Genomic DNA, 25,097 nt, shown 5'->3' on the forward strand with positions numbered 1-25,097 from the left:
TGTAAGCTTTTTGACTCCCCAATCAAGAAAATATGAAGAGAAGGAGTCAAAAGGTAATAAAGATAAACATTTACTTAAAACAGATTGATTTGTTATACTAGTGTTATCCATAAGAAATCTCCTTTATATAGAATTACGGATAACGTTGGTTGCGGATATCCTTCTACATTAGGAGATTTTTTTTATTTCGTCCAGTAATTATTTGGAAATTGAATTCATTTGAAAATGGATACCAGTTACGGGAAATATTTAACCTGTGGATACATTTGCAAGGCTAGTGATCCTCATTCCGTTATTTCCTTAAAAATGCCTGTTTTGAATGTGTTATGTAATCCTCATTCCGCTATTTACCCTTTTTAACCACATTTTTGATTATTATTAGGTAAATAACGGAACCAGGAACCGCTTCAACCTTCTAGAACGGATTTTTCACCCATTTAGCGGAACCACGATCCACTTAACTGATTTTGAAATTCACAATCCGCTCCCTTGAACCATCATCCATACTACTATGTCTTTAATACACTTTAATATTGGATCAATGACCTGTCCGATCGTGCCGCTGATAAATGAGGACTGTCTAACCAGCAATTAGTTGTCTTTTTTACCTAATACTCGATTCACACGCTTGCGAAGCATTTTCATCCCGCTTCCACCAGCTTGAAAATGTCTTAATTTCCCTTCAGAATCAAATACATAATAAGCAGGTACATACTTATTTTGAAAAGCATCTGTTAATGTATGATCATTATCTACAAATATTGGCTGTGTAATATCATGTTGATTCGCAACTTTTTTTATCTGATCAAGATCTAAATCTTTTTCGGAACGAGGCATATGAACCGCGATTACGTTTAAATCTCGTTTGTATTCGTCACGAAATTCATTTATTTTTGGCATCGCCTCTTTACAAGTTCCGCAGCTTACAGACCAGAAATGAATAAGTGTTGGTTTATTTCCAATTAAAGATTCTCTTTTAATCGCTTTACTATTAAACCACTTTGTAGCTCCTTCTAATTCGGGCATTTGATCTCTTAACCTCATAATGACTACCTCCTGTTAAATAAGCAAAAAGGCTGACTCTAATTTTCATTTTGTAAGCTATGAGCCAGCTCTAATAATATTTATACATTTATTATATATGATAATTTTTTTATAATGTTTCCTGGCCAGGTTTCCAGTTTGCCGGACAAAGCCCACCTGTTTGAAGAGCCTGCAGGACACGCAACGTTTCATCAACATCTCGACCTATGTTATTATGAAAAATTGTCTGATATTGCAATTCACCCTCTGGATTAATGATGAATAGTCCTCGTAAAGCAACGCCTTCTTCTTCAATTAATACCCCGTAATCCTTGGATACAATATGATTTGTGTCTGCAGCTAGTGGATAACCTAACTCTTCTAATCCATTATCATCACGAGACGTATTAATCCAGGCTTTATGTGTATGAATTGTATCGGTTGATACACCTATTACTTCCGCATCCAAATCTTCAAATTCATCATATCGATCTGACATTGCAGTTATTTCTGTTGGACATACAAATGTGAAATCCATTGGATAGAAGAAAAGTACTGTCCACATATCGTTTTTCATATTTTCTTCTAAACTAACTTTACCAAATTCCTTATCAGGCATTACAGCGTCCATTTCAAATCGCGGTGCTTGTTTTCCTACCATTCTTTCAGCCATATGTAATTCCTCCGTTTAAATATTTTATCAATCTAATATTAATTATAGATTACCCTGTAAACTGGTCTATATGGTACTTTAACCTTTTAAAAAGTACATATAAATGACACAATATGTTCTTATTATTGACAAAAATCTTCTCCGGTATAACCATTTATAGCGTGGATATTGTTTATAAATGAACAAATTGTGGTAAATTAATAGGGTCTGTCGAATTAGACACATTAAAATACTGGAGGGAAGATACATATGGAGATATTCGGAATCGAGGTAGATTTATCTAATCTGATAAATATAGGTTTAAAGATTGGTTTACTTATTTTAGCCTTCATTATTTTCATTCCAATTGGCAAAAAAATTATTGAACGAACAATAAACAAGGCTGGCTCTAATCAAAGAATATCAGAGAGTCGTGTGAAGACACTGGAAAAGCTATTAGTCAATCTGTTTTCCTATGTGATGATTTTTGTATTTATTGTTATGTTGTTTGCAATCTTTGCTATTCCAATTGGACCTCTACTTGCAGGTGCCGGTGTAGTTGGTTTAGCAATCGGATTTGGTGCGCAGGGACTTGTAAGTGATGTTGTTACAGGGTTTTTCCTATTACTTGAACGCCAGGTAGAAGTCGACGATTATATAACAGCTGGTGGATATGATGGGATTGTAGAGGAACTTGGCCTCAGAACAACAAAAATCCGCAGTTTTAATGGAACATTAAATTTTGTTCCAAACCGGGAAATCATTGGTGTTGCCAACCATTCACGCGGAAATATGCGTGCATTGGTTGATATAGGAATTAGCTATGATGAAAATATTGATGAAGCTATTAGTTTATTGGAAAAGGTCTGTGCTGAATTCCAGCAGGATGAACGATTTAAGGATGGCCCTAATCCAATAGGTGTTCAAGGTTTAGGTTCATCAGACGTTGTTCTCCGTGTTGTGGGACAAACCGAAAATGGAGAACAGTTCGGCTCCCAACGCGATATGCTTAAGCGGATAAAAGAAGCATTTGATGAAGCAAATATTGAGATACCTTTCCCACACCAGGTCAATATTCAAAAAGACAAGTAATACTTGGCATTTGTTTATGCTTAATTGCGAGTTTTTATAAATGCGAAAAACCCCCAGTTCATTACTAGAAGAACTGGGGGTTACTATTTTAACCATTTCCATTCAATTTCTGATTTACCATTTGGCACACATCTTCTGCACTATAACCTTCTGCATTAATTACAGGGCCGGCGATACTTGTTGTAGACATACCCATTACATTTTTATCCTGTCCTGTAATAACACAGCAATCACAATATTCAGTGTCATCCTCGGAGTGCAGATCAACTACATCATGTCCCATTTCCATCAGACCATCCTTCACATCTGAAAGACTTTCTTCAACACCAATACGCGCCATTCATATACCTCCTCTAGATACAAAGCATTTACGCATCTAGTTTTTCCAGAAGATAAAATGATATACAGAAATTAACGAGCAGATAGGGCTTGTATTGTATTTTTAACAGCCTTGACACCTATACCAAGCGCATCTTCATCAGGCTTTAATTGAGCATTGTGTAAACCAGCTGAAGAATCAACACCAAGCCAGAACATGAATCCTGGAATATCTTTTAGCATATAGCCAAAGTCTTCTCCAGTCATTGCAGGATTAGCCTCCTGATAATTAATATTATTAGTTTTCATAGCTTCAGCAAATATATCAACATACTCCTGCTCATTGTATACCTGATAATAATTTGCACCATAATCAATAGCAATCTTACATTCATGGGAGATTTCAAACCCTTGAATTAATCGTTCCAGCTTATGCTTAATTACATTAATTGTAGCTGGTTCGAGTGTACGGATTGTCCCTTCCAATCTTGCTGATTCAGCAATTGCATTTTGCACAAACCCACTTTCCATCTTCCCAACTGTAACCACTGCACTTTCCAATGGGTTAAGGTTTCTTGCGACAATTTGCTGCAATTCCACAACAAAGGAACTTGCTGCAACAGTCATATCCCTAGTTAAGTGTGGGTATGCAGCATGTCCCCCTTTACCCGAAAAATCAAGAAACAATTCACTCGTATTTGCGAATAATAATCCTGGACGACTGGATACCGTTCCAGTAGATAGATCAGGAGCGATGTGTAAAGCAAAGATAACATCCGGCCTCCATTCCTTAAAACTATTTGACTCCATCATTGGTAATGCGCCACCAGGTCCTTCTTCAGCGGGTTGAAACAGGAACACAACATCATTATCAATCGGATGATCAATTATGTGTTTAAGTGATCCTAGTGCAATTGTCATGTGAAAGTCATGTCCACAAGCATGCATTCGACCTTCATGTGTGGATTGGAATGGATAATCTGTCTGTTCCGTAATCGGCAGACCATCCATATCGCAGCGAAATCCAATCGTTTTATTGGGGTTAGTTCCTGAAACACGAACGAGGATTCCAGTTCGCCACTTTTTTACTTCCACCCTATCGGTTTGCATTGCATTAATCTTATCCAGCAAATAGCTTTGTGTTTTATATTCCTGAAAACCCAACTCGGGAATTTGGTGCAGTTCCCTTCTGATTTCTACTAAATCCATGCCAATCCCCTGCTTTAGTTATCTAATTTACGAAGCTCTTGTTTGATCTCTGTTTTTGATTTTGTACTATCATCGATTTCTTTTAATACTTTAGCAGGTGTACCTGCAACCAATGTATTTGGTTCAACATCCTTCGTAACTATTGATCCGGCAGCTACAATTGATCCCTTTCCTACTGTTACTCCTTCCAGAATAACAGCATTGGCACCAATAACTACTTCATCTTCAATGACAACCGGTTTCGCAGAAGGTGGTTCGATAACGCCCGCAAGCACTGTCCCAGCACCAATATGGCAATTTTTTCCAACAGTAGCACGACCACCAAGAACAACATTCATATCAATCATGGTGCCCTCACCAACAACTGAACCAATGTTAATGCTTGCGCCCATCATAATAACTGCTCCATCTCCAATCTCAACTTGGTCACGGATAATAGCTCCAGGCTCAATTCGTGCATTAACCTCTTTTAAATCAAGTAATGGAATGGCAGAGTTCCTGCGATCATTTTCCACTGCATAATCTTCAATTTGCTCTTTATTATTTTCCAAAAAGGATTGAATGTCCTTCCACTGTCCAAATAAGACACCACTATTTTTCTCAACAAATGACTGAATTGACTCACCGTAGTTTAATTCATTCAATTGATTACCTTTAATATATACTTTCACAGGTGTACTCTTTGTACTATTTGAAATAAAGCTGATAATCTCATTTGCATCCATCATTTTCATAATTTGTTCCTCCAATTTTATGTATTTATTTTACTTTAGCAGACCACACAATCACTCGCAAGAACAAGCTACTCCTGTCCTTTTTTTGGCAAAAAATAAATTAGGGTAAAACTAATCACTGCCAGTATTAACAGGCCTGTATAAACAAGATGTAATCCTGAAGTAAGACCTTCCTGCAATACAGATGTAACCTTCTGTGAAAGTGAAGCATTTTGATGTGGATCCAATAAACTGTTTGCCGTATCGACAGAGACTTTACTTTCCAGTTCTTTATTCTGAATAAAGGTTTGAATTCTGCTGTTTAGCAAACCTCCAAGTAATGCCGCACCCAGTGCACTGCCAATCGAGCGCATAAACATATTTGCAGCAGTTGCAATACCACGCGCTTCCCATTCAACCGCATTTTGTATCCCAACAATAAATGATGTGTTCGTTAAACCCATACCTATTCCCACAAAGAATGATCCTGCCGCCGCCCATACCGGCCCTTTATCAGGGGACAGCAGGAAAAACAATAGTGCTCCAATAATTAATGATGTACCACCAATTAATGATGTTGCTCTATATCCTATTACCAGCAAAAGCCTGCCCCCGACCATAGCTGCAATTGGCCACCCAATAGACATTGTTGTTAACGTAAACCCTGCTACTGTTGCAGAATAACCCATAACACCCTGCACAAAAGCAGGTAAGTAACTGGAAACACCAATAAGAATCATTCCAGTCGTCAGTGAAGTTAAATTTGCTATACTGATTATTCGATGTTTCCAAATTTCAAACGGCATCATCGGGTCCGCTGCACGCCTTTCCTGGATTACGAATAAAAGTAATCCCACAACGACTAAACAAATCAGACCATACATGGCACCAGAGTTCCACGAAATTCCTATACCACCTTCAACTAAAATGAAGAGCAAAGATGTAACAGCTATTACAATCCACACCGACCCAAGGTAGTCAACAGAACGTTTTTGCTTTTCCACATTTTCATGGAAAAAGAAAAATATCCCTAGCATAGCAAATATACCTAAGGGAATATTCATCCAAAATACATAACGCCAACTTAAGACATCGACAAAAAAACCACCAAGCAACGGCCCAGTAACAGCAGATATTCCCCATACACTAGACAGTTGCCCTTGGATTTTGGCCCGCTCTTCTTTGCTGTAAATATCACCAATTATCGTAGTTGCAATTGGCATCAAAGCGCCTGCACCAACCCCTTGAACAAACCTTGATATAATTAGCATTGTCATGGATTCACTAAAGCCCGAGAGCGTAGAACCAGTCAGGAAAATGGTAATGCCAAGCATAAAAATAGGCTTTCTTCCAAAAATATCAGAAAGCTTGCCAAATATTAATACTGTAGCAGCATTAGTCAGTAAATAAGCAGAAAAAACCCAACTGTAAAGTGAAAAACCGCCAAGATCTGCTACAATGCTGGGTATTGCTGTTGCAACAATTGTCGCCTCTATCGCAGCTAAAAACATGCCAAGCATAACGGCTGCCAATACAAAGGGGCGCTTCATCGTTTTTATTTTTTTAAGACTTGTTACCATAGGCTATCACAGCTTCTTCTGTTAGAAAACTTAAGGTTAATTAATAGGTAATTCTTATCTGCTAAAGAACAAAAGCGAGAAGCATCCGTTTAGCGACGTACGAAGGTGAAGGAAGTTGCGCTGGGCGCTGTAGCTGGACATCGCTAGATAGCTTAGTCAGTTATACACAGCACTCAAATTTTGTAGTTCCCCAAAATTTAAAAAACACCCTACGCATTATAATTCTGCAAGGGTGCAGCAATAACTCAATTTTATAATTGGTCATTTCTGTTTGTATAAAAATCTCGATTAGTCTGTTTTAGAATAGCACGTCTGGTTACAATTCCATCAAAATAACCCTCTTCATCAGAAACACATACAAATGTATTGTTAATAAGTGCTTTTAACCCATCCATAAATGAATCGTCTTTTGACAGTGATGGTATATCAGTATTCATAACTTCATGAACGCGCATATCAGAAAGTTTTTCAATCTCAAATCGCTCCAAACCTAAAATTTCATTCAGAATGATTGTCTTACCAATGGTTCCTACTAACTTATATGATGCATCTAATACCGGGACAGCGGAATAACCGGATTTCACCAATACTAATAATGCGTGTTCCAATGGATTATTCAACTGAACATGGGCAACTTTTTCAGATGATATCATTATATCTTTTATTACAATATCTGTTAATTGCTTTTCCTGTGTCGTACTCATACTAAATCGCTCCTTTTGAATACTAGCAACAACAATTTTTTTAGAGAACGTGACATCCGTTAAAGGGATTCTTAGGAAAGCGTGCTTTGCTTTCTTTAGACCCCTATACTCTGAAGTGCAAATCTTAATGACGAGTGACTAAGTTGCACCTATGGAGTAAGAAAGTATGTATACTTTCTTATCTTTAAATAAAGGAATTATAATCTACATCCACATCCTTAGTTTACCATAGTTAATGTTCGAGAAACATATATAGTTCCTACATATTCCTAATATTATCGAATAATTTTTAGAGTTTCATGTGAGTATACAATAACAAGTGACAATCAGTGGTGTGAATGATTGTGACTTTTGTAACTGTTTTTTTAATAATTTCAGTTTACAATAATTATATATCGAAACAGAAAGAGGCTGCGTAATTGGAAATACACACTTTTACAAGAAAAGAAGAAATTATCCATGCAATAACTCATGGTATAGGCGCATTATTAAGTATTGTTGGTCTTGTGCTATTGATTATTTTTGCTTCACTTAACGGAAACCCATGGCAAATTATTTCGGTTTCCGTATTCGGAACAACAATGCTGATCATGTATTTATCATCAACGATCGTTCACAGTCTGCCGGAAGGAAAATGGAAAGATATCTTTCAAATCTTTGATCATTCGTCGATATATTTGTTTATCGCAGGTACATACACCCCGTTCCTGCTTGTGCATTTACGTTATGAATTGGGCTGGATTTTGTTTGGTACTGTATGGGGAATTGCATTAATCGGGGTTCTCTTCAAAATATTTTTCGTTAAAAAATTCCTTGTTTTGTCAACACTATTTTATGTTTTAATGGGTTGGTTAATTACACTGGTATGGAATCCACTTACTACTATTATGGATGGAACAGGTATGCTGCTATTAATCATTGGTGGAATGTTATATACACTTGGGGCTATCTTTTATATATGGCGCGGTTTTATTTATCACCATGCTGTATGGCATTTATTCGTCCTGGCAGGATCCATTTTTCATTTCTTTACTGTATTTTATTATGTTATTTAAACAACTGAGCTGGCGTGCTATCCCAATGGATAGCACGCTTTAATGTTTAAAATGGGAACTTATTAAGCCACTGTCCTCCATCCATTGTTATAACCTCTCCATTAATATAGGCAGCCTTGTCGGAGAGTAAGAAGTGAGCAAGGTCAGCAATTTCCTCCGGCTTACCCAACCTCTGTAGCGGAACTGAATTTATGGTACGTTTCGCAGCTTTTTCTGACTCAAATAATTTTTCCGCACCGCCAGTACGCTCAATTGGTCCCGGTGCAATAGCATTTACACGAATACCATATTTTGTCCCCCACTCCACCGCTAAAGTGCGTGTCAGATTAAGCACCCCTGCTTTTGCTGCAGATGAATGGACAACGCCTGCCCCAGCATTCCAAGCATAAGTCGCAACCATGTTAATAACTGAACCTTTTATTTCATTCTCAATCCAATACTTCCCTACCTCTTGGCTGCAATAAAATGTGCCATTTAACACAATGTCAATTACTGAATTCCAGCCATTAATTGAAAGGTCTTCTGCTGCAGCAATAAAGTTACCCGCTGCATTGTTCACAAGATGATCAATTGACCCAAATTTTTCGACTGTTTTTTCGACCATCCGTTTCACGTCTTCAGGTTTTCTTACATCCATTGAAACGGTGTATATTTCACCGGTTGAATTTTTATCCAGCTCCTCTTTCGTCGCTTGTAACCGGTCGTCATTTCTGCCAGTAAGCACAACATTTGCACCTTCAACAGCAAACTTTTCTGCCATGTACTTTCCCATTCCACTAGAACTTCCTGTTACAATAACTGTTTTATTTTTCATATAATCCCCCTTTTATCCATTAGGTTATTTTCGTATGTTTTGTTGCACAACAAATACCCTGGGAACTGCGCTGCTTCCTTCGCTCGCAGAGACAATCATTACAGGAAATCATTCCCTTCATTTTCCCGCATAGATCTTCGTAAAGTCCCTTCACTAGCAAACCAAGTTCCTAACAACAATCATTTGGAAAACAACCTTCATCTATATTTATAATCATATTTATAACAATCACAAAAGTCAAAAAAATAACTGTAAACAGGATGCATTGATAAACCAGAATATTGTTTAATCTCCTAATAAAATAAGGTATGATTACTATCATACGAGAAATTAATTAAATCTGTTTTCTAATAGGTGTGGCTTTACCAAAGAAATGAAATCATAAAGAAGTAAACTGCCCCACAGAATATGGATAACCGATTCGTAGTATTTAGTGTAGCTCTCCGACCACGCAGCTGAAATATACTAGGCGCACCGAGGGCTCACCACGAGCCTCGACGCACAGGACTTGCTAGTGAAGACGTTCCTACAAGACGTGGCATAATTACTCTGCCACGATCGTGTGTAACGCTCAATTTGAGGTCTCCTAGAATCGCTGTCCCACAGAAGTCTCTCAATTTCCAACTGCTGGTTTAAATAGTTAAAATAAAGTGAGCATAATACAGCGCAGGAAATATACAGAGACTCCTGTGAGAGGAAAGGCATCGGCAAGACCCCGGACTGCGCAGCACGAGTAGTCTTGCCAGCGAACTAAGGTGCGCGGAGTGTTTTTTCACACTGTGTCGAAGTCTACATCAATTGCGAAGATTAAAAGACAACAAAGTCTGCAAAGAGCCTTATTAAAAGAATTTTAAACCCGGTGAAAGGTTTGACATATATGAACAGACGCACTTTCTTAAAAAAATCTATTGGAAGTTTACTAGCTTTGGTTGGCTTAAGTGGGGGTTCTTATTATTATGCACGAGAAATTGAACCAACAATGCTTGACATCAACCAGCAGATATTATCATCATCCAAGTTACCCGAATCCTTTAACAACTTTAAAATCGTACAATTTTCTGATACACATATTGGTTATCACTATTCACTAGAACAATTTACTGAACTGGTATCAACAATAAATGCCCAAAAGCCAGATATAATCGTATTTACTGGAGACCTTGTCGACAAACCACACATGTATAACTGGGACAGTGAACTCATCAAAACACTACGAAAGCTCAAAGCAAATCATGGTAAATACTGGATTTATGGTAACCATGACCATGGTGGATACGGAACCGACATCGTAAAGAATGTCATGGACAAAGCCGAATTTCAACTGTTAAAGAACAGCTATACATCAATTAACCTAAATAACGAAAAAATTGCCTTGGCTGGTATAGATGATGTAATGCTGGGCAGTCCGGATTTAGAAAAAACATTAACAAATTCAGACCCGAACCTGTTTACAATACTTCTTGCACACGAGCCTGATTTTGCTGATACGACAGTTCACTTCCCTGTAGATGTTCAGCTGTCAGGACATAGTCATGGCGGACAGGTTCGCCTTCCTTTTATTGGACATTTATATACGCCAATGTATGCGGAGAAGTATGTTCAAGGAAAACACATGTTACAAAACGGAAAGTTAACACTATATGTGAGCAGAGGCTTAGGGACAACCCGATTACCGTATCGCTTCTTATGCAAACCGGAAATCCATACCTTTACATTAAAAAGCTAGTTGTAAAGTCCCCTCCTTCTTCAACCTTGAATTGTAACAGTTTGTTCATAGTCTTTTCACCAAAAACATGCTACAATTGTTACGATTTCAATTAGGAGGAAATACATATGTCAAAATTAAAAATAATACTTCCTTTATTATTGGTTATTATATTAAGTGCATGTGGTGAAAAATATGAAGGTGACTATTCTTACGCAGTAAAGAATTTTACGTTTACAAATCAGGATGGTGAACAGGTCAGTAAAAGTGATATGGAAGGCAAGTTTTGGGTGGTAGATTTCATCTTTACTAATTGTACTACTGTTTGCCCACCGATGACTTCAAATATGGCTGATTTACAAAAACAATTAAAAGAGGCTGGTCTTGAAGAAGAAGTTCAACTTGTTTCATTTAGTGTTGATCCTAAGAATGATACCCCGGAAACACTAAAGTCTTATGCCAAGGCACGTGGTGGTACGTTTGACAATTGGCATTTGCTTACTGGATATGACTTTGAGACAATTAAAGAATTCTCTATAAAATCCTTTAAATCGGCAGTTGAAAAGGTTGCAGACTCCAATCAGGTGATGCATTCAACCAGATTTTTCATTGTGACACCAGAAGGAAATGCTATCAAAGGCTATGATGGCAGAGAACAAGCAAATATGGAGAAAATTGTTCAGGATATTGAAGATATGAGCTAAGAAGTTTGAAACAGGCCTTGCCCTGTTTCTTTTTTTGGCAGTTTTTTAAAATATTGCAATAGGACAAGCTTTACGATACGATATAGAGAAGTAATTCTAACAATTTAGAGAGGAGAGAATCCTATGAACGAGAAACAATCGATTCCTTTAAGCGAAATTGCCAAAGCACTCTTTACCATTAACCGTCATGCCAAAACTGCACCAGAACCAAAGCATCTCTATTTTATAAAGAAGGAAGCAATTAACCGCTTGTTAAAAGAAAGACGTGCTCAGAAAGTTGGTTTACACTTCTCAAATCATCCAAAGTTCAGTAATCAGCATTCTACACTTCTAGTAAAAGTGGACGACTATTTTTTTCATATTCCCCCAACAAAAGATGACTTCAAAAAACTTGACCATTTAGGTGATCTTGATTCAAGCTACCGAAATCCTCAAACAAAGATGTCACTTTCACATGCGAAAAAAATCGTCTATAACTATATTAATTGGCACCCCGCAGATAAACAGCAACGTGTTTCGCAAAAAAAATACACATCTTCTTATTTCACCCCTTCTTCTCTTGGGAAAATGGAATGGCCTCCTACCAAAACACGCCGCAATTATTAGAAAACTTGGCTTATCGCCAAGCTTTAATATAGATAAGCCTTAGTTGCACTTATGCAGTAAGAAAGGATTAATACTTTCTTACTGCTTAGAATATTGCCTGTACTGCTAATGGGTTAGAGTTTTGGGGACAAAAAATGCTAATTATATTAGAAGTCACATGATAATTAGCTTACATTTCGCCCCAGTTGTTGAAAAATCCATTGTTAGCAGAAGGAGAATCATGTTTACTAATTTGGCGGATCCTTATTCCGTTATTTGATATTTCCTCCTCAAATTCGGCTGATTTTCTGCTTTTAACGGAACAAGGATCTGCCTCACCCTTCCAAGAGCACCTTTGAGGATTCACTTAGACTGTTTGTCGGATCCTCACTCCGAGTGGCATTAATTCCTCCCCTTAGATTGTTATTTACAATGTTAATTAATGTGTTAAATCAAATAATTCTTATTCTATTAATTAGGATCACGAAACGGTATGTGTTTTATACACTTTACCCTCCTAAACCGTGCTGCATTCTCTTATTTATATGCTTTTGTTTTTTCTGAATAGATACTGGAGAGCATGAATAATAATAAGGCATCCACCAAAGATGGCAAGACACTGCAACGTCATAGCCAATAGCGTTAAATTAAGAACCGTAGTTAAACTAATACCTAACAGAAATAGTACCAAAAAAGCCAAACTACTCATGATATACGCCAATAATTTAGTCGATTGCATTGAAATCACCCAATTTACAAGTGGATGCACTATTAAATAGACTAATATAACTCCAATAAATATATATACATACTCTACTTTAATTTCTGCTGGTAACAGATTATTTATTATATTATTGGCTGTATTTAAACTTCCAATCATTTATTTCAACTACTTTCCAAAGATTTACTATTCAATATATACAATTTGCGTTAGGAATATACAAAACATACTAATCTGATATAATTGCTATTATTGAATGGTAAAGGGGGAATCTGCCATGAATAGAGCTTTCATCTATATCATCTTAGGTGCTGCGCTTTGGGGTACAATCGGCTGGTATGTAAAAAACTTATATTCGTTTGGATTCACACCTATGGAAGTTGTTACACTTCGAGCTTGGTCTGCTGCTATTATACTAGTCATCTATCTAATTTTTACTTCACCAAAGAAATTAAAACTTAACTCCATACGAGATATTAAGTATTTTATCGGTACCGGGATTTTCAGCATCATTTTTTTCAATTACTGTATGTTTACGGCAATTGAGCTATCGACAATTCCTGTTGCCACAGCTTTGCTATATACAGCGCCTGCATTCGTTACGCTTTTATCTTTTTTTCTTTTCAAAGAAGCCCTGACAAGACTCAAAATCATCGCACTTTTAATTACACTAATGGGAACTGCACTAGTTGTTGGATTAGTACCCTTGAATCTAGCGACGTTTCAGCTGACAAGTATTCTATTCGGATTAGGGTCAGGTATTGGATATGCCCTATATAGTATTTTCAGTAAATTTGCATTAAAAAAATACTCCAGTCTTAGTATCACAACCTATACATTTATTATAGCTGCTGTCACATTATTGCCATTTTTCCCTTATCAGGAAAAATTTCATATGCTACTGGACCCCACAGTATTGTTTTATGCATTCGGATTAGGCTTCCTCCCAACCGCATTTGCCTATATTATTTACACACACGGTTTAAACAACACAGAAGCTTCCAAAGCGTCTATACTCACGACAATCGAGCCTGTTGTTGCAACATTAATTGGGATATTCATTTTTCACGAAGCCTTTTCCTTTATACAAATGATCGGAATGGCGTGCATTATCGGTGCGGTAATCTTAATACAAGCCTATTCCAGCCCTAAATTAAAAAAATCGTAAGTAAGTGATATCAATCACGACATACAAACAATAAATCCACTATTATCTAAGTAAGTTCACTAATAGGAGGTAATAGTAATGAGTCAATTTACTACTGAACATACACCAGCTGAAATTGTAAAGGTATTTCCAAAAGCGAGTGATTTGTTCAAAGAACGTCGAATCGATTTTTGCTGTGGTGGGGATCGTCCGCTGGGAGATGTTTTTAAGGAAAAAGAAATAGATAAAACAGTTGTATTAGGGGAACTTAACAGTGCCTTTGATAGTTGGAAACAAGAAGATCATGAAGTAGTTGATTGGGATGCAGTCCCACCAGCTGAATTAATTGATCACGTTGTTCACACACATCACGCATATCTGAATGAAGAGCTTCCTGCTTTAGGACAATTTGTCACAAAGATTTTTCGTGTACATGGAGCAAACCACCCACATCTAAAAGAACTGCATCGCTTATATAACGAGTTTAAGGTAGACATGGAAGAACATATGATTAAAGAAGAAGGCGAAGTGTTTCCTTTAATTAAAGAATATCAAAAAAATCCTAGTGAAAAACTTCTGAATCATATCCATGAGGCTAATGGTGGTTTAGAAGACGAACATGAAGCATCAGGAAACATTTTAAAACGCATGCGGGAAATTACCAACGGATTTGAACCTCCAGCAGATGCATGCAGTTCATACCGAATCACATATGCCCGATTAGCGGAAATGGAGGCAGATACTTTTCAGCACGTTCATTTAGAAAACAATATACTTTTTAAAAATTTATAATAGTAAACCTGGCATCGTTAATGGGGTTCTTATGAAGCTTATTTGCTTCCTTAGAGCCCCTTCGCATTTAACTTTACTTAACTGCATAATAAAACAGGGGAAGCATTTTTATTAAATGTGCCCCTGTTTTTTGGGGTTCTAAAGATAGTCTCGGCTTATCAACCTATGTTATGATTATCAGTAGAAAAATTGACCTGAATGAGTGTTCAAATCATAAGGTTTTCATTTCTATCTGAATAATTATTAGGAAGAAAAGCGTTTTAGTTTATTGGGCTTTATATCTGATTGCTTCTTTTCCAGACGAAGTTCAATTTGTTCTAACTCATTCTCGTCTCTTAATAGCTCTTGCTTGTTTTGCTGTACTAGTTCTTCAAAATTTTGGTATTTTATTGGGCGCATAATTCACACTCCTTTATATTTGCTCATTATCTATTATACCCTATATGTTGTACAACAAATCAAAATTATTTGAACATTTTATGAAATTTTTTCATACTGGAGGTTAACTGATGCGACCAAATCTTAATAATTCTGTTAAAGATGTTGAAATATCAGGGATTCGGAAGTTTTTCAATATGGTCTCTGATGAACAGAATGTGACATCCCTAACAATAGGACAACCCGATTTTCATACACCAGAACACGTTAAGGAAGCTGCAAAAATAGCACTTGATCATAATAAAACAATGTATACTCATAATGCAGGAATAATTGAATTGCGAACTGCCATTTCGGGGTATTATAAGTATAATTATGGCATTAAATATGACCCGAAATCAGAAATCATTGTTACATCAGGGGCTTCACAAGCTATTGATATAACATTTCGTACTATTTTATCTCAAGGGGACGAAGTGATTCTGCCTGCGCCAATATATCCTGGATATGAACCACTCATAAAATTGGCTGGAGCAGATGTTGTTTATGCAGATACTACCAATGATAATTTTAAACTTACAAAAGAAAACCTGGAAAGACATATCTCAAGTAAGACAAAATGTGTCGTTCTCCCCTACCCTTCCAATCCAACAGGGGCTTCATTTACTAAGGATGAATTACAGGAACTTGTTTCAATTCTGCAGTATAAAAATATATTTATTTTAGCTGACGAAATATACAGTGAACTTGTATATGATTGGAAACATACGTCTATAGCAGAGTTTGATAAAGTTAAAGATAGAACAATAGTCATTAATGGAATATCCAAATCACATGCAATGACTGGTTTTCGAATTGGATATACGCTGGCACCAGAATGGCTGACAAAACACATGTTAAAAGTTCACCAATACAATGTCTCTTGCGCAACATCCATTAGTCAATATGCGGCATTAGAGGCGTTAACAAACGGGTTGGATGATCCCGCTAAAATGCGCAATGAATATAAGAAAAGACGTGATTATGTATATAATCGGTTAATTAACATGGGTCTTTATGTCAACAAACCTGATGGAGCATTCTATTTTTTTCCTAAATTTCCGATAAAAGATAAAATATCATCATTTCAATTGGGAGTAAATTTAGTTCGTGATGGTAAAATCGCATTAGTTCCAGGGGATTCTTTTTCTTCCTTAGGTGAAGGTTATATGCGTCTTTCTTATGCATATGATATCGAAACAATCAAAATTGGGCTTGACCGTCTTGAGGCTTTTTTACAGAGGAAAAAAATAATTTAATTAAGTCGACTTTAATCTATTCTTCTCTGATGTTTAGTCTTCTTTACGTCATCGAAAAGATTTAAAAGCCTGTCTAATTCTTGACTGATATTAATTGATTCAACACTTGTAAATCCTTTTTCAAAAGCAACATCAGTCATTTTATTACGTAGGAATTCTATTCTTTCCAGAAGCTTTTCTGTAGTGCACATATTAATTAGTACAGTACCTCCTTTCAATGCTTACTTAACTTTAGCACAGGTGCACAAATAATGACAAGTTTCTGCTTAAGTAATTTAAAAGCCTATTCGGAATGCACTGAAAATGATATTTTAGAAATGTGGATGCTAGACTGTAGGAGGGTCTCGATGTATTACAAAAGAAATGAAGCATACCGCTTCGTATTTAATCAGCCAATTGAAGGAAAAATGACTAAAAGAGAAGAAAACAGTACAGTAACTGCCAATGTTCATATTCTTGATGTAAGTAACGAAGGGGCTAAGATTAACTGTAAAAATGTAATTGATTTGAAAAGAGATACGAAAATAAATCTTTCCTTTATCTTAGAATCTCATACTTTTCACGCATCTGGCAAAATAATATGGACTAAAAACTTCCACCATTCTTCTGAGGTAGGTCTACATCTAAATACAGATAATGAATACAAGGACAACATGATAAAGGAACTTAAGAAAATTGCAAAACAAAACAAGAAAAAAAATTAAAGTATGCCTTATCCAGAAATGAATTTCTGTTATACTTTGATGTACGGGTTAAGAAAGGATGTCTTCTTTGACTACACCAAAAAAGAAAAATGAATGGCTGGAATGGGGAAAAGCTATATTAATAGCGATAGTTCTTGCCTTTTTCCTTAGATCATTCGTATTTGCAACATCGATTGTGGACGGTGAGAGTATGGAACCTACTCTTGAAGATGGAGAAACAGTACTTTTCAATAAGTTCACCTATTTATTTGATAAACCAGAACGCGGCGACATCGTTATTATCGAAAGACCTTTAAAGAATTATGTCAAGCGAATTATTGCGATGCCTGGCGAAACTATTAAAGTAGAGGATAATACATTGTATATCAATGGCGAAAAATATGGACAACCATTCATAAATATAGATGCAAGGAACAATACTGGTGAAATTGGTCCTGTTAAAGTACCTGAAAACAGTTATTATGTTATGGGAGATAACCGAATAGTAAGCAAAGATAGCAGAAATGGCTTAGGGTTTGTTAATGAAGATAATATTATTGGAAAATCAGAGGTTGTCATTTTTCCACTTGACGAATGGGCTATGACAAAATAAAGAAAAAGGGTCAGGTATCAACATTGCCTGCCCTTTTTAGTTATTAGGAAACCGACATGGGTGCAGATGGCGCAGTCACCTTGTTTAATTAAAAGGCTGTTTCAAATGTAACGGACTCTGTCTTGAAAAAGAAAAATGCTAATAACATTGAACATACATTTTTCCCCAGTTGTAGAAGAACCCATTTTATAAAAGATTGAGGATCCGTCTCATGGTTCCGTAAGCATTAATTTCTCCTATTTAGCGGAAAGAGGATTCACTTCAACCATTTGCCAGATCCTTGTTCCAAGCGGCAATACTTCAACCTCTTATTTTATATATCGGCTTGCCTTCCAAAGTATAAGGGACTCCTAGAAAGCAATTTAAGCTTACATAAGAATCCCAAGTTTTCTACTATTGGAGTATTATTCATTATCAAAAATGCAGTAACCTATATTTAACGCAACTAATCCGAAGCAAATGATACCAAAAGCTGTTTCCCAAAGTTCCATATGGTGTACCTCCTCTATTGTATTTATGTAAAAACCTAACAATTTAAATTATATTCTTCCTTTTCCTATCATATCAATTTCCCTTTCCTAAATAAAGCAAAAATATGATAAAATAGAAAAGAAATATTAGAAAAACTTGGCTTTTCTCTAAGCTTTAATATAGATAAGCCTTAGTTGCACTTATGCAGGAAGAAAGTGTTTACACTTTTTCATCTGCCTAGAATATGCTTAGACAATGAAAGTAGGTTTTGTTATGCATCACTGTCCTTATTGTGGCACAAAAGTGAAAGAAAATGAGTTATATTGTATAAAATGTGGCAAACAACTGCCAGAGGATACAGACGAACGACTTAACAACCATAAATCATTCAATAAGTACTGGTATATCCCTATCTCAATGTTAGCCATAGTTATCTTATCTGCTGGTATTTATTATATATTCCTGCAAAACCAAACAGCTGAAGCTAGCGACTTATACAATAAAGCCGAAGAAAACGTCATGGATGGCCAGTATGAAGAAGCAAAGGATTTACTCCGTTCTGCACTTGAAAATAATAAAGAATTTACACAAGCAACTGTTGCATTAAATTATGTACAGGAAGCCTTAAAAATTAAAACCAGTATAGAAAAGGCGAATAATTACTTGCAAAAACAGGAATTTCAAAAAGCACTAACTCTCATTAATGATGCCGAGAACTCATTAAGCAACTATAACGGCAATGCTGTGACACAATTAATTAATAAACTTACATCAGAACGTAATTCGATAAAGCTTGAAGAGCTTAAACATAAATTAAATCAGGATCCAAGCATTGATGACATGAAAACTTTGCTGTGGGAAGCTGAGTCGATTAAGCACGACGAGGCGGAAGAAATTACAACTAGGATCCGAAATCAAATTATTGATTACACCTATTCAAAAGCTAGTGAAAAACTGAATGATAAACAATTTTCAAATGCGATTGTAATAGTTGAAGATGGTTTAAAATATGCGCCAAACTCTGGAAAACTGCAAAGCCTGAAAACAACAATTGATAAGGAAAAAACAGCCTTCGAAACAGCCCAGCGTCAACGAATTGAGCAAGCGATAAGCTCGGCAGAAGAAGAACGAAAATTAAATGAAAATGATGCGATTGAACTTGTTTCAGTAAATGTGGAAAATAATGAACAAGGAAAATTGGTTGTAAAAGGTAAAGTAAAAAGTGTTGCAACGATTCCTATTAATACAATATTGGTCGAATATGCATTGTCTTCTAAATCAGGAAGCGAATTTTTATCAAATAAAGTATATGTATACCCAGAAACACTATATCCCGATGAGGTTGGTGAATTTGAGTTTACCCATTTTGACATTGATCAAGAAGGGAAAAATATTGATATTAAAGTAGAAAAAATAAAATGGTACACCAATCAATAGTATCTATGTATTAACGAGGTGAACAGATGCATAAATTGCAAACCAAACCATTAATAGTAACAGGAGTTGTCGTTATAATCGGTGCTGTCCTATTATTTTACATTCATAACTTATGGAGTACTCAAAGCGTAGCTGTAAATAATCCTGTTGTTAGTAAAGTAGAGTCAAGCTCCCGAAGCATTGATTTAAAAACAATTATCCACGAATCCGAAAAAAGTGTTGTTCAAATAGAAGGGCGAAATGAATTCAATACAATCACTGGGTCGGGATTCTTATATAACAATAAAGGCGATATTATTACCAATGCACATGTGGTAAGAGATGCTGATGTAATATATGTAAAAACTGCGAATGCACGTGCTTATCCTGCTGCAGTAGTAGGAATGGGAAAAGATACAGATATTGCTGTTATTCGCGTTCCACAGCTTGCTGGTCAAAATTCCTTATCAATCGAAAAAGATGTGCAAGCTGAAATGGGCGATGAAGTTATAGCACTTGGAAGCCCTCACGGATTTCAGAATACAGTAACATTAGGGATAATATCTGGTACAGAACGAAATTTTTCAGTTGATGGATTTAATTATGAAAATGTTTATCAAATATCAGCACAGATAACACATGGTAATAGTGGTGGACCACTAATAAACAGAGAAACCGGCAACGTTATTGGAATTAATTCTGTAGGTACCGAGGATGGGACAATTGGATTTAGTATTCCGATAAGCGAGGTTATTAAAAAAGTTACAAAGTGGTCGAATGAAGCACAAAACGAACAGTTGGACTTTGCTAATACTTCCGAAATCGGCAGCAATACAAAACCTAAAAAGCTAAAAGAAAATGCTGAATACATCATTGATTATTTCTTTGAAAGCATTATTATAAGAGATTATGTAGGTGCATATACATTACTGGGAAGTTCGATGCAATCTGAGAACTCATATTCAGACTTTAGGGAGCGATATATTCACATTATTGACCTCCAGTACTCTGATTTTTCCAGCAAAATTAAACAGAACGACCAAGTAGAAACAACCGTTAATGTGACTGTGGAAACAAATCTGCAGAATAAAGAAGGAACAAAAAAAGAAGTCTATAAATATGTACTTACCATTGGTAATGAAAATAATCAATTAAAAATTTTAAACCTGTCAAAAACCCTTGTTGAATAGGTCAGCCACTCATTCATGTTAAATTAATTAGTCAAACGTCCATACGTTTTGTTTCATTTGTCATATAGTATAAGTGTAAACACACGTAGGAGGTGATAATGAATGGGTGGTTATGGTGGATCCCACGGATATGGTAACAATTTCGCGCTAATCGTTGTGCTTTTTATCCTGCTTATTATCGTAGGTGCAACTTTCTATTACTAAAAAAAGCTTGTGCTATTCCTAGCACAAGCTTTTTACATATGTTAATTTTTTTACCCTACTGTTTTGAACAATTTGGTTAATTTATCGGGAGGCAATGGTTTGCTAAAGTAAAATCCTTGCATTTCGTCACACTTCTCACCTTCCAGAAAGTTAAGCTGGTCAATCGTTTCTACCCCTTCTGCAATAACTTTCATATCGAGGGAGTGTGACATATGAATAATTGACTTTACAATCGCCTGATTTTGTTTTTGATTTTCGTTCATAAACATTTTATCAATTTTTAGCTTGGTTATTGGAAATAAGCTTAAATATTTTAGTGAAGAATACCCCGTACCGAAATCGTCAATTGAAACCAGCACACCGAGTGTACGTAAACGTTGAATTGTTTCCAGTATATACTCTTCATTTGTCATAGCCATACTTTCCGTTATTTCAAGTTCCAGATAAGACGGGTCGAGACCAGTATCATGCAGGATCTTTTCTATTTTTTCTACCAATCCCTTTTGGTGAAACTGCTTTGCAGATAAATTAACACTTACAATTACCGGGGTATATCCGTTGTCTTGCCATATTTTATTCTGTTTACATGCTTCTTTTAGAACCCAGTCTCCAATATCAATAATAAGTCCGGTTTTCTCAGCTAGTGAAATGAAATCATCTGGAGGAATATATGCTTTTACAGGGTGATTCCAGCGAAGTAATGCTTCCATACCAATAATCTTTCCAGTATTAAGGTTCTTTTGCGGCTGATAATGCAGTTCAAAATGTCCTTCTTTTAACGCTTCCCTTAATTCACTTTCCATCGTGAGCATTGCTTTGAAATTCTCTGATATAGAGGATTCAAAAATATTATAATTATTATGATGCTGTTCCTTTATGACATACATCGCTGAATCAGCATGTTTAATTAAATCATTTGGTGTTTCTCCATTTTTAGGATACATACTGATGCCGATACTAATGGAGATAAACATTTCGTAATCATCAATTTTAATAGGTTTTTCAAACTCAGAGATCAAACTCTCTGCTAAATCAATTGCAGCGTCCTCACCCGCAGTATGGCGTTGCAGTATAAGGAATTCGTCACCGCCCATTCTGGCGATAAATGTATCCGTCTGTAAAAATGCTTTAAACCGATTACCACATGCCTTTAGCAATTGATCACCAAAAGAGTATCCCAATGTATCATTTATTTCCTTGAAGTAATTTACGTCAATAAAGTATACAGCCAGCATTTCATCATTTAATTCAGCTTCTTTAATCGCTTCACCTAATACTTTATAGAAAAAATTCCTGTTTGGTAAATCAGTAAGCTCATCATAATATGCCATAAATTCGATTCGTTTTTCATTTTCTATTCTATCTGTAATATCTTTAATGATTGCAACGCGGATAATGTTACCAAGGTTATTATACGGGTGTTCCATGAATTCCATGTAAAAAGACGTGCCATCTTTTCTTACACCCGTTAATTCATAGGGTTTATCAGGGTCATTATGAATGATTTCAGCCAATTTACAGGTACTGTTGGCATCCATTAATTGTGATATTTTCATATTTTTAATTTCATCTTCAGAATATCCAAACATATCGGCAAAGGTTTGATCACAATCAATTATAACCTCATTATCATACATAACCATCCCCTCAGCACTAGCGTGAATTAAGTGATTAATATATTTCTTTACTTCATCTGTCTTATCATGGATGGGTAAATCACTCATTATTAGACAATAAATATTATCATTAACTCGTATGGATTTTACTTCGATAAGCTTCCCATTATTATTCTTTTGTTCCATCAAGAGATGGCTTTCATCATTTTCTGTAAGCAGGTTGAAGTCCAAGTAATCAAAAACAGATGTATACTCCTCCATCTTCAATAAAGCTTGAGCAGCGTTGTTACCTTTTATAATAACTCCGTTTTTTCGAACAAAAAGAATGGCGTCTTTTAAACTTTCAAAAACCTGATTATGTATTGGCAATACATCTTCCTTTGACATGGCATTCCACTCCCAGCAGCCTCAGCATTTTTATCCAATTATCATTTTTTCCTTTGGATAATGAAACTTTCCGATCTTCTTACTATTTTTAAACATAAATAAAAAGGTAATAATTCCTACTCTTCCTATAAACATTAAAATCATCATGACAACCTTGCTGAATGTCGTAAGCTCACTCGTGATTCCCAGCGATAAGCCAACTGTGCCGAAAGCAGAAGTAATTTCAAATAAAATTTCTGATAATCGGAATGGCTCAACAATAGACACAACCAGAACAGAGATAAATACAAATATTCCGGCCATAAGTGTCACCGTTACTGCTTTAAGCAAGTCATCATCATAAACCTCTCGCCTGAAAATCCGAATACTTCCCCCGCCCCTCGCATAAGTAATCATAAATATGATAACCAGCGCGAACGTCGTTGTGCGAATCCCTCCACCAGCACTGCTTGGAGATGCACCGATGAACATAAGAAATGACATAAAAAAGTGGTTGGATTCAGTTAATTGACTGACATCCATTGTAGAAAGTCCGCCACTTCGAGTTGTTACTGACTGAAACAAGGAATAAAACAAGATTTCGTGCCATGATTTATCCGAGAAAAAATTCCCGATATCCAAAAGCATAATAAATACAGTCCCAATAACGATTAACACAAAAAAAGTTAATGTTGTTACTTTCGTAAATAATGTGAATCGTAAGTGTTTTCGTTTTTCCTGGTTCGCAAACATATACTCCTTTAATTCAATTAGAACAGGATAACCGATTGCTCCGAAAATAATCAATAGCATATTAATAAATTGGACAAAATAATCATCCTTAAAAGGAATTAACGATTGACCTGTTATATCAAATCCACCATTGGTTGTCGCACTAATTGCCCCAAAAAAACCTTGCATGTATGCTTCTTTTGCTGTAGGAAAATATGGAAGGAAATGAGTTCCCAAAATTATAAAACCGACAAATTCAATTGTTAAAATAACGAGGACAATTTGCTTAATTAACCTGACAAGGCCACCAAAGGTTGTTTGGTTTTGGTCTGTCATTATTAACCGGCGTTCGCGGAGTCCAATTTTTTTACCAATTAATAACCAAATAAATGTACCAACGGCCATTACACCTACGCCGCCAAGCTGAAGTATTATGGCTATCAAGAAAAAACCAGTTGTACTGAAAGTTTCTGCAATTGTAATTGTACTAAGTCCCGTTACACTGATGGCACTTACTGCAGTAAATAACACATCAATAAATGGAATATTCACCCCATCCTGATGGGCAACTGGCAACGCTAACATTATCGTAGAAATAATTACAGCGATTAAGTAAAATAGTAGAATTAGCTGTACTGGTGATAGTTTATTTATCCAGCGAAAAATAGGATTATTGTAAAACATAGCGTTGCTCCTTAGTATCGTTCATTAGTTATATCGGTTAATAAATTAAAATCTTAATAACATTATAGCAGTAGAGTGCAATATTTGCTTTCATTTTTGATATTTTCCGACTTATTTTGTCAAATCGGTATAATCACGCTTCTGGTATAAATTAGTAAGATTACGGGACAAAGGGAAAAGGTCAGATTCCTCAATCCAACCCTTTTATATGTCCTCTTTAAATTTTGTTAATAATTCGTCACCACTGTACCCTTCATCAATTAGTGATTTCAACTTATCCTCAACAATACTTTTTCGTTGGTCCACAATAGTCCCTTTAAATAGGATATTCATATGTGGCCCAATTTCATTAATACCGATAAGACTTGTAATAAATGTTGCAGGCTCATTACTCTCTTTGGTAATCTTCACCTGAACTAATATTTCTTCCTGTTTATCTTTCAAATTCTGAAAAAAACTATAATATTCATGGAGAATGTATGCCTCTATTATCCAGCGGTTTTGTTCATCCTCTCGGTTTATAACCAAACCGTCCAATAAGGGAAAAGACTGCTGAACCATACTTGAATCCTGGCTATTAAGAATTTCCAGTGATGCAAGCTTAAAAGTTTTCATTTATCCGCTTCCTCCCT

The 25,097-nt window shown here is 35.9% G+C and carries 26 protein-coding genes; 13 read left to right on the plus strand and 13 right to left on the minus strand.

Features of this window, described 5'->3' with window-relative positions:
* Positions 1–591 precede the first annotated feature (591 nt).
* Together ACE1TG_RS16210 and ACE1TG_RS16215 are read right to left on the minus strand one after the other, a co-directional pair.
* Complete coding sequence (locus tag ACE1TG_RS16210; RefSeq protein ID WP_375053451.1) at positions 592–1,044, minus strand: TlpA family protein disulfide reductase; 453 nt, start codon at positions 1,042–1,044, stop codon at positions 592–594.
* A 109-nt stretch (positions 1,045–1,153) separates the two neighbouring features.
* Positions 1,154–1,696: a peroxiredoxin gene (locus ACE1TG_RS16215; RefSeq protein WP_375053452.1), complete on the minus strand. Its 543-nt coding sequence runs from the start codon at positions 1,694–1,696 to the stop codon at positions 1,154–1,156.
* Between the two features lie 249 nt (positions 1,697–1,945).
* Between ACE1TG_RS16215 and ACE1TG_RS16220 the strand changes: the two genes are divergently transcribed.
* The gene (locus ACE1TG_RS16220) at positions 1,946–2,767 is read left to right on the plus strand and encodes a mechanosensitive ion channel family protein (protein WP_375053453.1); all 822 of its coding nucleotides are present in this window, start codon (positions 1,946–1,948) and stop codon (positions 2,765–2,767) included.
* 88 nt (positions 2,768–2,855) lie between these two features.
* Here the strand turns inward: ACE1TG_RS16220 and ACE1TG_RS16225 are convergent, their stop codons facing one another.
* The 5 genes from ACE1TG_RS16225 to cbpB form a co-directional block, all read right to left on the minus strand.
* Positions 2,856–3,107, minus strand: a complete 252-nt coding sequence (locus tag ACE1TG_RS16225; RefSeq protein ID WP_375053454.1) for a YkuS family protein — start codon at positions 3,105–3,107, stop codon at positions 2,856–2,858.
* A 71-nt stretch (positions 3,108–3,178) separates the two neighbouring features.
* The gene (locus ACE1TG_RS16230) at positions 3,179–4,294 is read right to left on the minus strand and encodes an N-acetyldiaminopimelate deacetylase (RefSeq protein ID WP_375053455.1); all 1,116 of its coding nucleotides are present in this window, start codon (positions 4,292–4,294) and stop codon (positions 3,179–3,181) included.
* A gap of 14 nt (positions 4,295–4,308) precedes the next feature.
* On the minus strand, positions 4,309–5,028 hold the full coding sequence (gene dapD, locus ACE1TG_RS16235) for a 2,3,4,5-tetrahydropyridine-2,6-dicarboxylate N-acetyltransferase (RefSeq protein WP_375053456.1): 720 nt from the start codon (positions 5,026–5,028) through the stop codon (positions 4,309–4,311).
* Positions 5,029–5,096: 68 nt separating this feature from the next.
* The gene (locus ACE1TG_RS16240; RefSeq protein ID WP_375053457.1) at positions 5,097–6,557 is read right to left on the minus strand and encodes an MDR family MFS transporter; all 1,461 of its coding nucleotides are present in this window, start codon (positions 6,555–6,557) and stop codon (positions 5,097–5,099) included.
* A 281-nt stretch (positions 6,558–6,838) separates the two neighbouring features.
* Positions 6,839–7,291, minus strand: coding sequence for a cyclic-di-AMP-binding protein CbpB (gene cbpB, locus ACE1TG_RS16245; RefSeq protein ID WP_375053458.1), 453 nt, complete (start codon positions 7,289–7,291; stop codon positions 6,839–6,841).
* A gap of 419 nt (positions 7,292–7,710) precedes the next feature.
* On the opposite strand from cbpB, the gene trhA reads away from it, so the two are divergent.
* Positions 7,711–8,346, plus strand: a complete 636-nt coding sequence (trhA, locus tag ACE1TG_RS16250) for a PAQR family membrane homeostasis protein TrhA (RefSeq protein ID WP_375053459.1) — start codon at positions 7,711–7,713, stop codon at positions 8,344–8,346.
* 46 nt (positions 8,347–8,392) lie between these two features.
* On the opposite strand, the gene fadH is transcribed toward trhA, so the two are convergent.
* A complete protein-coding gene (gene fadH, locus ACE1TG_RS16255; protein ID WP_375053460.1) occupies positions 8,393–9,160 on the minus strand; it encodes a 2,4-dienoyl-CoA reductase in 768 nt (255 codons plus the stop codon).
* Positions 9,161–10,037: 877 nt separating this feature from the next.
* On the opposite strand from fadH, the gene ACE1TG_RS16260 reads away from it, so the two are divergent.
* The 5 genes from ACE1TG_RS16260 (at position 10,038) to ric (ending at position 14,814) form a co-directional block, all read left to right on the plus strand.
* Positions 10,038–10,886, plus strand: coding sequence for a metallophosphoesterase (locus ACE1TG_RS16260; RefSeq protein ID WP_375053461.1), 849 nt, complete (start codon positions 10,038–10,040; stop codon positions 10,884–10,886).
* A 107-nt stretch (positions 10,887–10,993) separates the two neighbouring features.
* Positions 10,994–11,569: an SCO family protein gene (locus ACE1TG_RS16265; RefSeq protein ID WP_375053462.1), complete on the plus strand. Its 576-nt coding sequence runs from the start codon at positions 10,994–10,996 to the stop codon at positions 11,567–11,569.
* Positions 11,570–11,692: 123 nt separating this feature from the next.
* Positions 11,693–12,175, plus strand: a complete 483-nt coding sequence (locus ACE1TG_RS16270) for a YkyB family protein (protein WP_375053463.1) — start codon at positions 11,693–11,695, stop codon at positions 12,173–12,175.
* A 977-nt stretch (positions 12,176–13,152) separates the two neighbouring features.
* Entirely contained in the window at positions 13,153–14,043 is an 891-nt protein-coding gene (locus ACE1TG_RS16275; protein WP_375053464.1) for a DMT family transporter, read from the plus strand.
* A gap of 78 nt (positions 14,044–14,121) precedes the next feature.
* Positions 14,122–14,814: an iron-sulfur cluster repair di-iron protein gene (gene ric, locus ACE1TG_RS16280; protein ID WP_375053465.1), complete on the plus strand. Its 693-nt coding sequence runs from the start codon at positions 14,122–14,124 to the stop codon at positions 14,812–14,814.
* A gap of 243 nt (positions 14,815–15,057) precedes the next feature.
* Here the strand turns inward: ric and ACE1TG_RS16285 are convergent, their stop codons facing one another.
* Positions 15,058–15,213, minus strand: coding sequence for an FbpB family small basic protein (locus ACE1TG_RS16285; RefSeq protein WP_375053466.1), 156 nt, complete (start codon positions 15,211–15,213; stop codon positions 15,058–15,060).
* Positions 15,214–15,323: 110 nt separating this feature from the next.
* On the opposite strand from ACE1TG_RS16285, the gene ACE1TG_RS16290 reads away from it, so the two are divergent.
* The gene (locus tag ACE1TG_RS16290; protein ID WP_375053467.1) at positions 15,324–16,490 is read left to right on the plus strand and encodes an aminotransferase A; all 1,167 of its coding nucleotides are present in this window, start codon (positions 15,324–15,326) and stop codon (positions 16,488–16,490) included.
* Between the two features lie 11 nt (positions 16,491–16,501).
* Here ACE1TG_RS16290 and ACE1TG_RS16295 read toward each other — a convergent pair whose 3' ends face one another.
* Positions 16,502–16,681, minus strand: coding sequence for a Spo0E family sporulation regulatory protein-aspartic acid phosphatase (locus ACE1TG_RS16295; protein ID WP_375053468.1), 180 nt, complete (start codon positions 16,679–16,681; stop codon positions 16,502–16,504).
* A 156-nt stretch (positions 16,682–16,837) separates the two neighbouring features.
* On the opposite strand from ACE1TG_RS16295, the gene ACE1TG_RS16300 reads away from it, so the two are divergent.
* The 5 genes from ACE1TG_RS16300 to ACE1TG_RS16320 all read left to right on the plus strand — a co-directional run bounded on the left by ACE1TG_RS16300 (position 16,838) and on the right by ACE1TG_RS16320 (position 21,067).
* The gene (locus ACE1TG_RS16300; protein ID WP_375053469.1) at positions 16,838–17,194 is read left to right on the plus strand and encodes a PilZ domain-containing protein; all 357 of its coding nucleotides are present in this window, start codon (positions 16,838–16,840) and stop codon (positions 17,192–17,194) included.
* 58 nt (positions 17,195–17,252) lie between these two features.
* Positions 17,253–17,786, plus strand: a complete 534-nt coding sequence (gene lepB, locus ACE1TG_RS16305) for a signal peptidase I (RefSeq protein ID WP_375053470.1) — start codon at positions 17,253–17,255, stop codon at positions 17,784–17,786.
* 726 nt (positions 17,787–18,512) lie between these two features.
* Positions 18,513–19,694 (plus strand): zinc-ribbon domain-containing protein, encoded by a 1,182-nt coding sequence (locus tag ACE1TG_RS16310; RefSeq protein ID WP_375053471.1) that lies wholly within the window; start codon positions 18,513–18,515, stop codon positions 19,692–19,694.
* A gap of 26 nt (positions 19,695–19,720) precedes the next feature.
* Complete coding sequence (locus tag ACE1TG_RS16315) at positions 19,721–20,863, plus strand: S1C family serine protease (RefSeq protein WP_375053472.1); 1,143 nt, start codon at positions 19,721–19,723, stop codon at positions 20,861–20,863.
* Between the two features lie 102 nt (positions 20,864–20,965).
* Positions 20,966–21,067 carry a YjcZ family sporulation protein gene (locus ACE1TG_RS16320; RefSeq protein WP_375053473.1) on the plus strand — a complete coding sequence of 34 codons (102 nt, stop codon included), beginning with the start codon at positions 20,966–20,968 and terminating at the stop codon, positions 21,065–21,067.
* A 50-nt stretch (positions 21,068–21,117) separates the two neighbouring features.
* Here the strand turns inward: ACE1TG_RS16320 and ACE1TG_RS16325 are convergent, their stop codons facing one another.
* The 3 genes from ACE1TG_RS16325 to ACE1TG_RS16335 all read right to left on the minus strand — a co-directional run bounded on the left by ACE1TG_RS16325 (position 21,118) and on the right by ACE1TG_RS16335 (position 25,080).
* Positions 21,118–23,070, minus strand: a complete 1,953-nt coding sequence (locus ACE1TG_RS16325; RefSeq protein ID WP_375053474.1) for a sensor domain-containing protein — start codon at positions 23,068–23,070, stop codon at positions 21,118–21,120.
* Positions 23,071–23,100: 30 nt separating this feature from the next.
* Entirely contained in the window at positions 23,101–24,465 is a 1,365-nt protein-coding gene (locus ACE1TG_RS16330) for a TrkH family potassium uptake protein (protein ID WP_375053475.1), read from the minus strand.
* A 204-nt stretch (positions 24,466–24,669) separates the two neighbouring features.
* Positions 24,670–25,080 (minus strand): YwpF-like family protein, encoded by a 411-nt coding sequence (locus ACE1TG_RS16335; protein ID WP_375053476.1) that lies wholly within the window; start codon positions 25,078–25,080, stop codon positions 24,670–24,672.
* Positions 25,081–25,097 lie beyond the last annotated feature (17 nt).

It is taken from the genome of Virgibacillus sp. JSM 102003 (genome assembly GCF_041949995.1).
In the GTDB taxonomy this organism is placed as follows: Bacteria; Bacillota; Bacilli; order Bacillales; family Amphibacillaceae; genus Lentibacillus.

Coding starts and splice junctions, on each gene's coding strand:
- ACE1TG_RS16330 (WP_375053475.1), bottom strand. CDS start 24,465: ATGTTTTACAATAATCCTATTTTTCGCTGGATAAATAAACTATCACCA.
- ACE1TG_RS16270 (WP_375053463.1), top strand. CDS start 11,693: ATGAACGAGAAACAATCGATTCCTTTAAGCGAAATTGCCAAAGCACTC.
- ACE1TG_RS16335 (WP_375053476.1), bottom strand. CDS start 25,080: ATGAAAACTTTTAAGCTTGCATCACTGGAAATTCTTAATAGCCAGGAT.
- ACE1TG_RS16215 (WP_375053452.1), bottom strand. CDS start 1,696: ATGGCTGAAAGAATGGTAGGAAAACAAGCACCGCGATTTGAAATGGAC.
- fadH (WP_375053460.1), bottom strand. CDS start 9,160: ATGAAAAATAAAACAGTTATTGTAACAGGAAGTTCTAGTGGAATGGGA.
- ACE1TG_RS16230 (WP_375053455.1), bottom strand. CDS start 4,294: ATGGATTTAGTAGAAATCAGAAGGGAACTGCACCAAATTCCCGAGTTG.
- ACE1TG_RS16275 (WP_375053464.1), top strand. CDS start 13,153: ATGAATAGAGCTTTCATCTATATCATCTTAGGTGCTGCGCTTTGGGGT.
- ACE1TG_RS16315 (WP_375053472.1), top strand. CDS start 19,721: ATGCATAAATTGCAAACCAAACCATTAATAGTAACAGGAGTTGTCGTT.
- cbpB (WP_375053458.1), bottom strand. CDS start 7,291: ATGAGTACGACACAGGAAAAGCAATTAACAGATATTGTAATAAAAGAT.
- ACE1TG_RS16285 (WP_375053466.1), bottom strand. CDS start 15,213: ATGCGCCCAATAAAATACCAAAATTTTGAAGAACTAGTACAGCAAAAC.
- ric (WP_375053465.1), top strand. CDS start 14,122: ATGAGTCAATTTACTACTGAACATACACCAGCTGAAATTGTAAAGGTA.
- lepB (WP_375053470.1), top strand. CDS start 17,253: ATGTCTTCTTTGACTACACCAAAAAAGAAAAATGAATGGCTGGAATGG.
- ACE1TG_RS16295 (WP_375053468.1), bottom strand. CDS start 16,681: ATGTGCACTACAGAAAAGCTTCTGGAAAGAATAGAATTCCTACGTAAT.
- ACE1TG_RS16240 (WP_375053457.1), bottom strand. CDS start 6,557: ATGAAGCGCCCCTTTGTATTGGCAGCCGTTATGCTTGGCATGTTTTTA.
- dapD (WP_375053456.1), bottom strand. CDS start 5,028: ATGAAAATGATGGATGCAAATGAGATTATCAGCTTTATTTCAAATAGT.
- ACE1TG_RS16300 (WP_375053469.1), top strand. CDS start 16,838: ATGTATTACAAAAGAAATGAAGCATACCGCTTCGTATTTAATCAGCCA.
- ACE1TG_RS16210 (WP_375053451.1), bottom strand. CDS start 1,044: ATGAGGTTAAGAGATCAAATGCCCGAATTAGAAGGAGCTACAAAGTGG.
- ACE1TG_RS16265 (WP_375053462.1), top strand. CDS start 10,994: ATGTCAAAATTAAAAATAATACTTCCTTTATTATTGGTTATTATATTA.
- ACE1TG_RS16320 (WP_375053473.1), top strand. CDS start 20,966: ATGGGTGGTTATGGTGGATCCCACGGATATGGTAACAATTTCGCGCTA.
- ACE1TG_RS16310 (WP_375053471.1), top strand. CDS start 18,513: ATGAAAGTAGGTTTTGTTATGCATCACTGTCCTTATTGTGGCACAAAA.
- ACE1TG_RS16220 (WP_375053453.1), top strand. CDS start 1,946: ATGGAGATATTCGGAATCGAGGTAGATTTATCTAATCTGATAAATATA.
- ACE1TG_RS16225 (WP_375053454.1), bottom strand. CDS start 3,107: ATGGCGCGTATTGGTGTTGAAGAAAGTCTTTCAGATGTGAAGGATGGT.
- ACE1TG_RS16325 (WP_375053474.1), bottom strand. CDS start 23,070: ATGTCAAAGGAAGATGTATTGCCAATACATAATCAGGTTTTTGAAAGT.
- ACE1TG_RS16260 (WP_375053461.1), top strand. CDS start 10,038: ATGAACAGACGCACTTTCTTAAAAAAATCTATTGGAAGTTTACTAGCT.
- ACE1TG_RS16290 (WP_375053467.1), top strand. CDS start 15,324: ATGCGACCAAATCTTAATAATTCTGTTAAAGATGTTGAAATATCAGGG.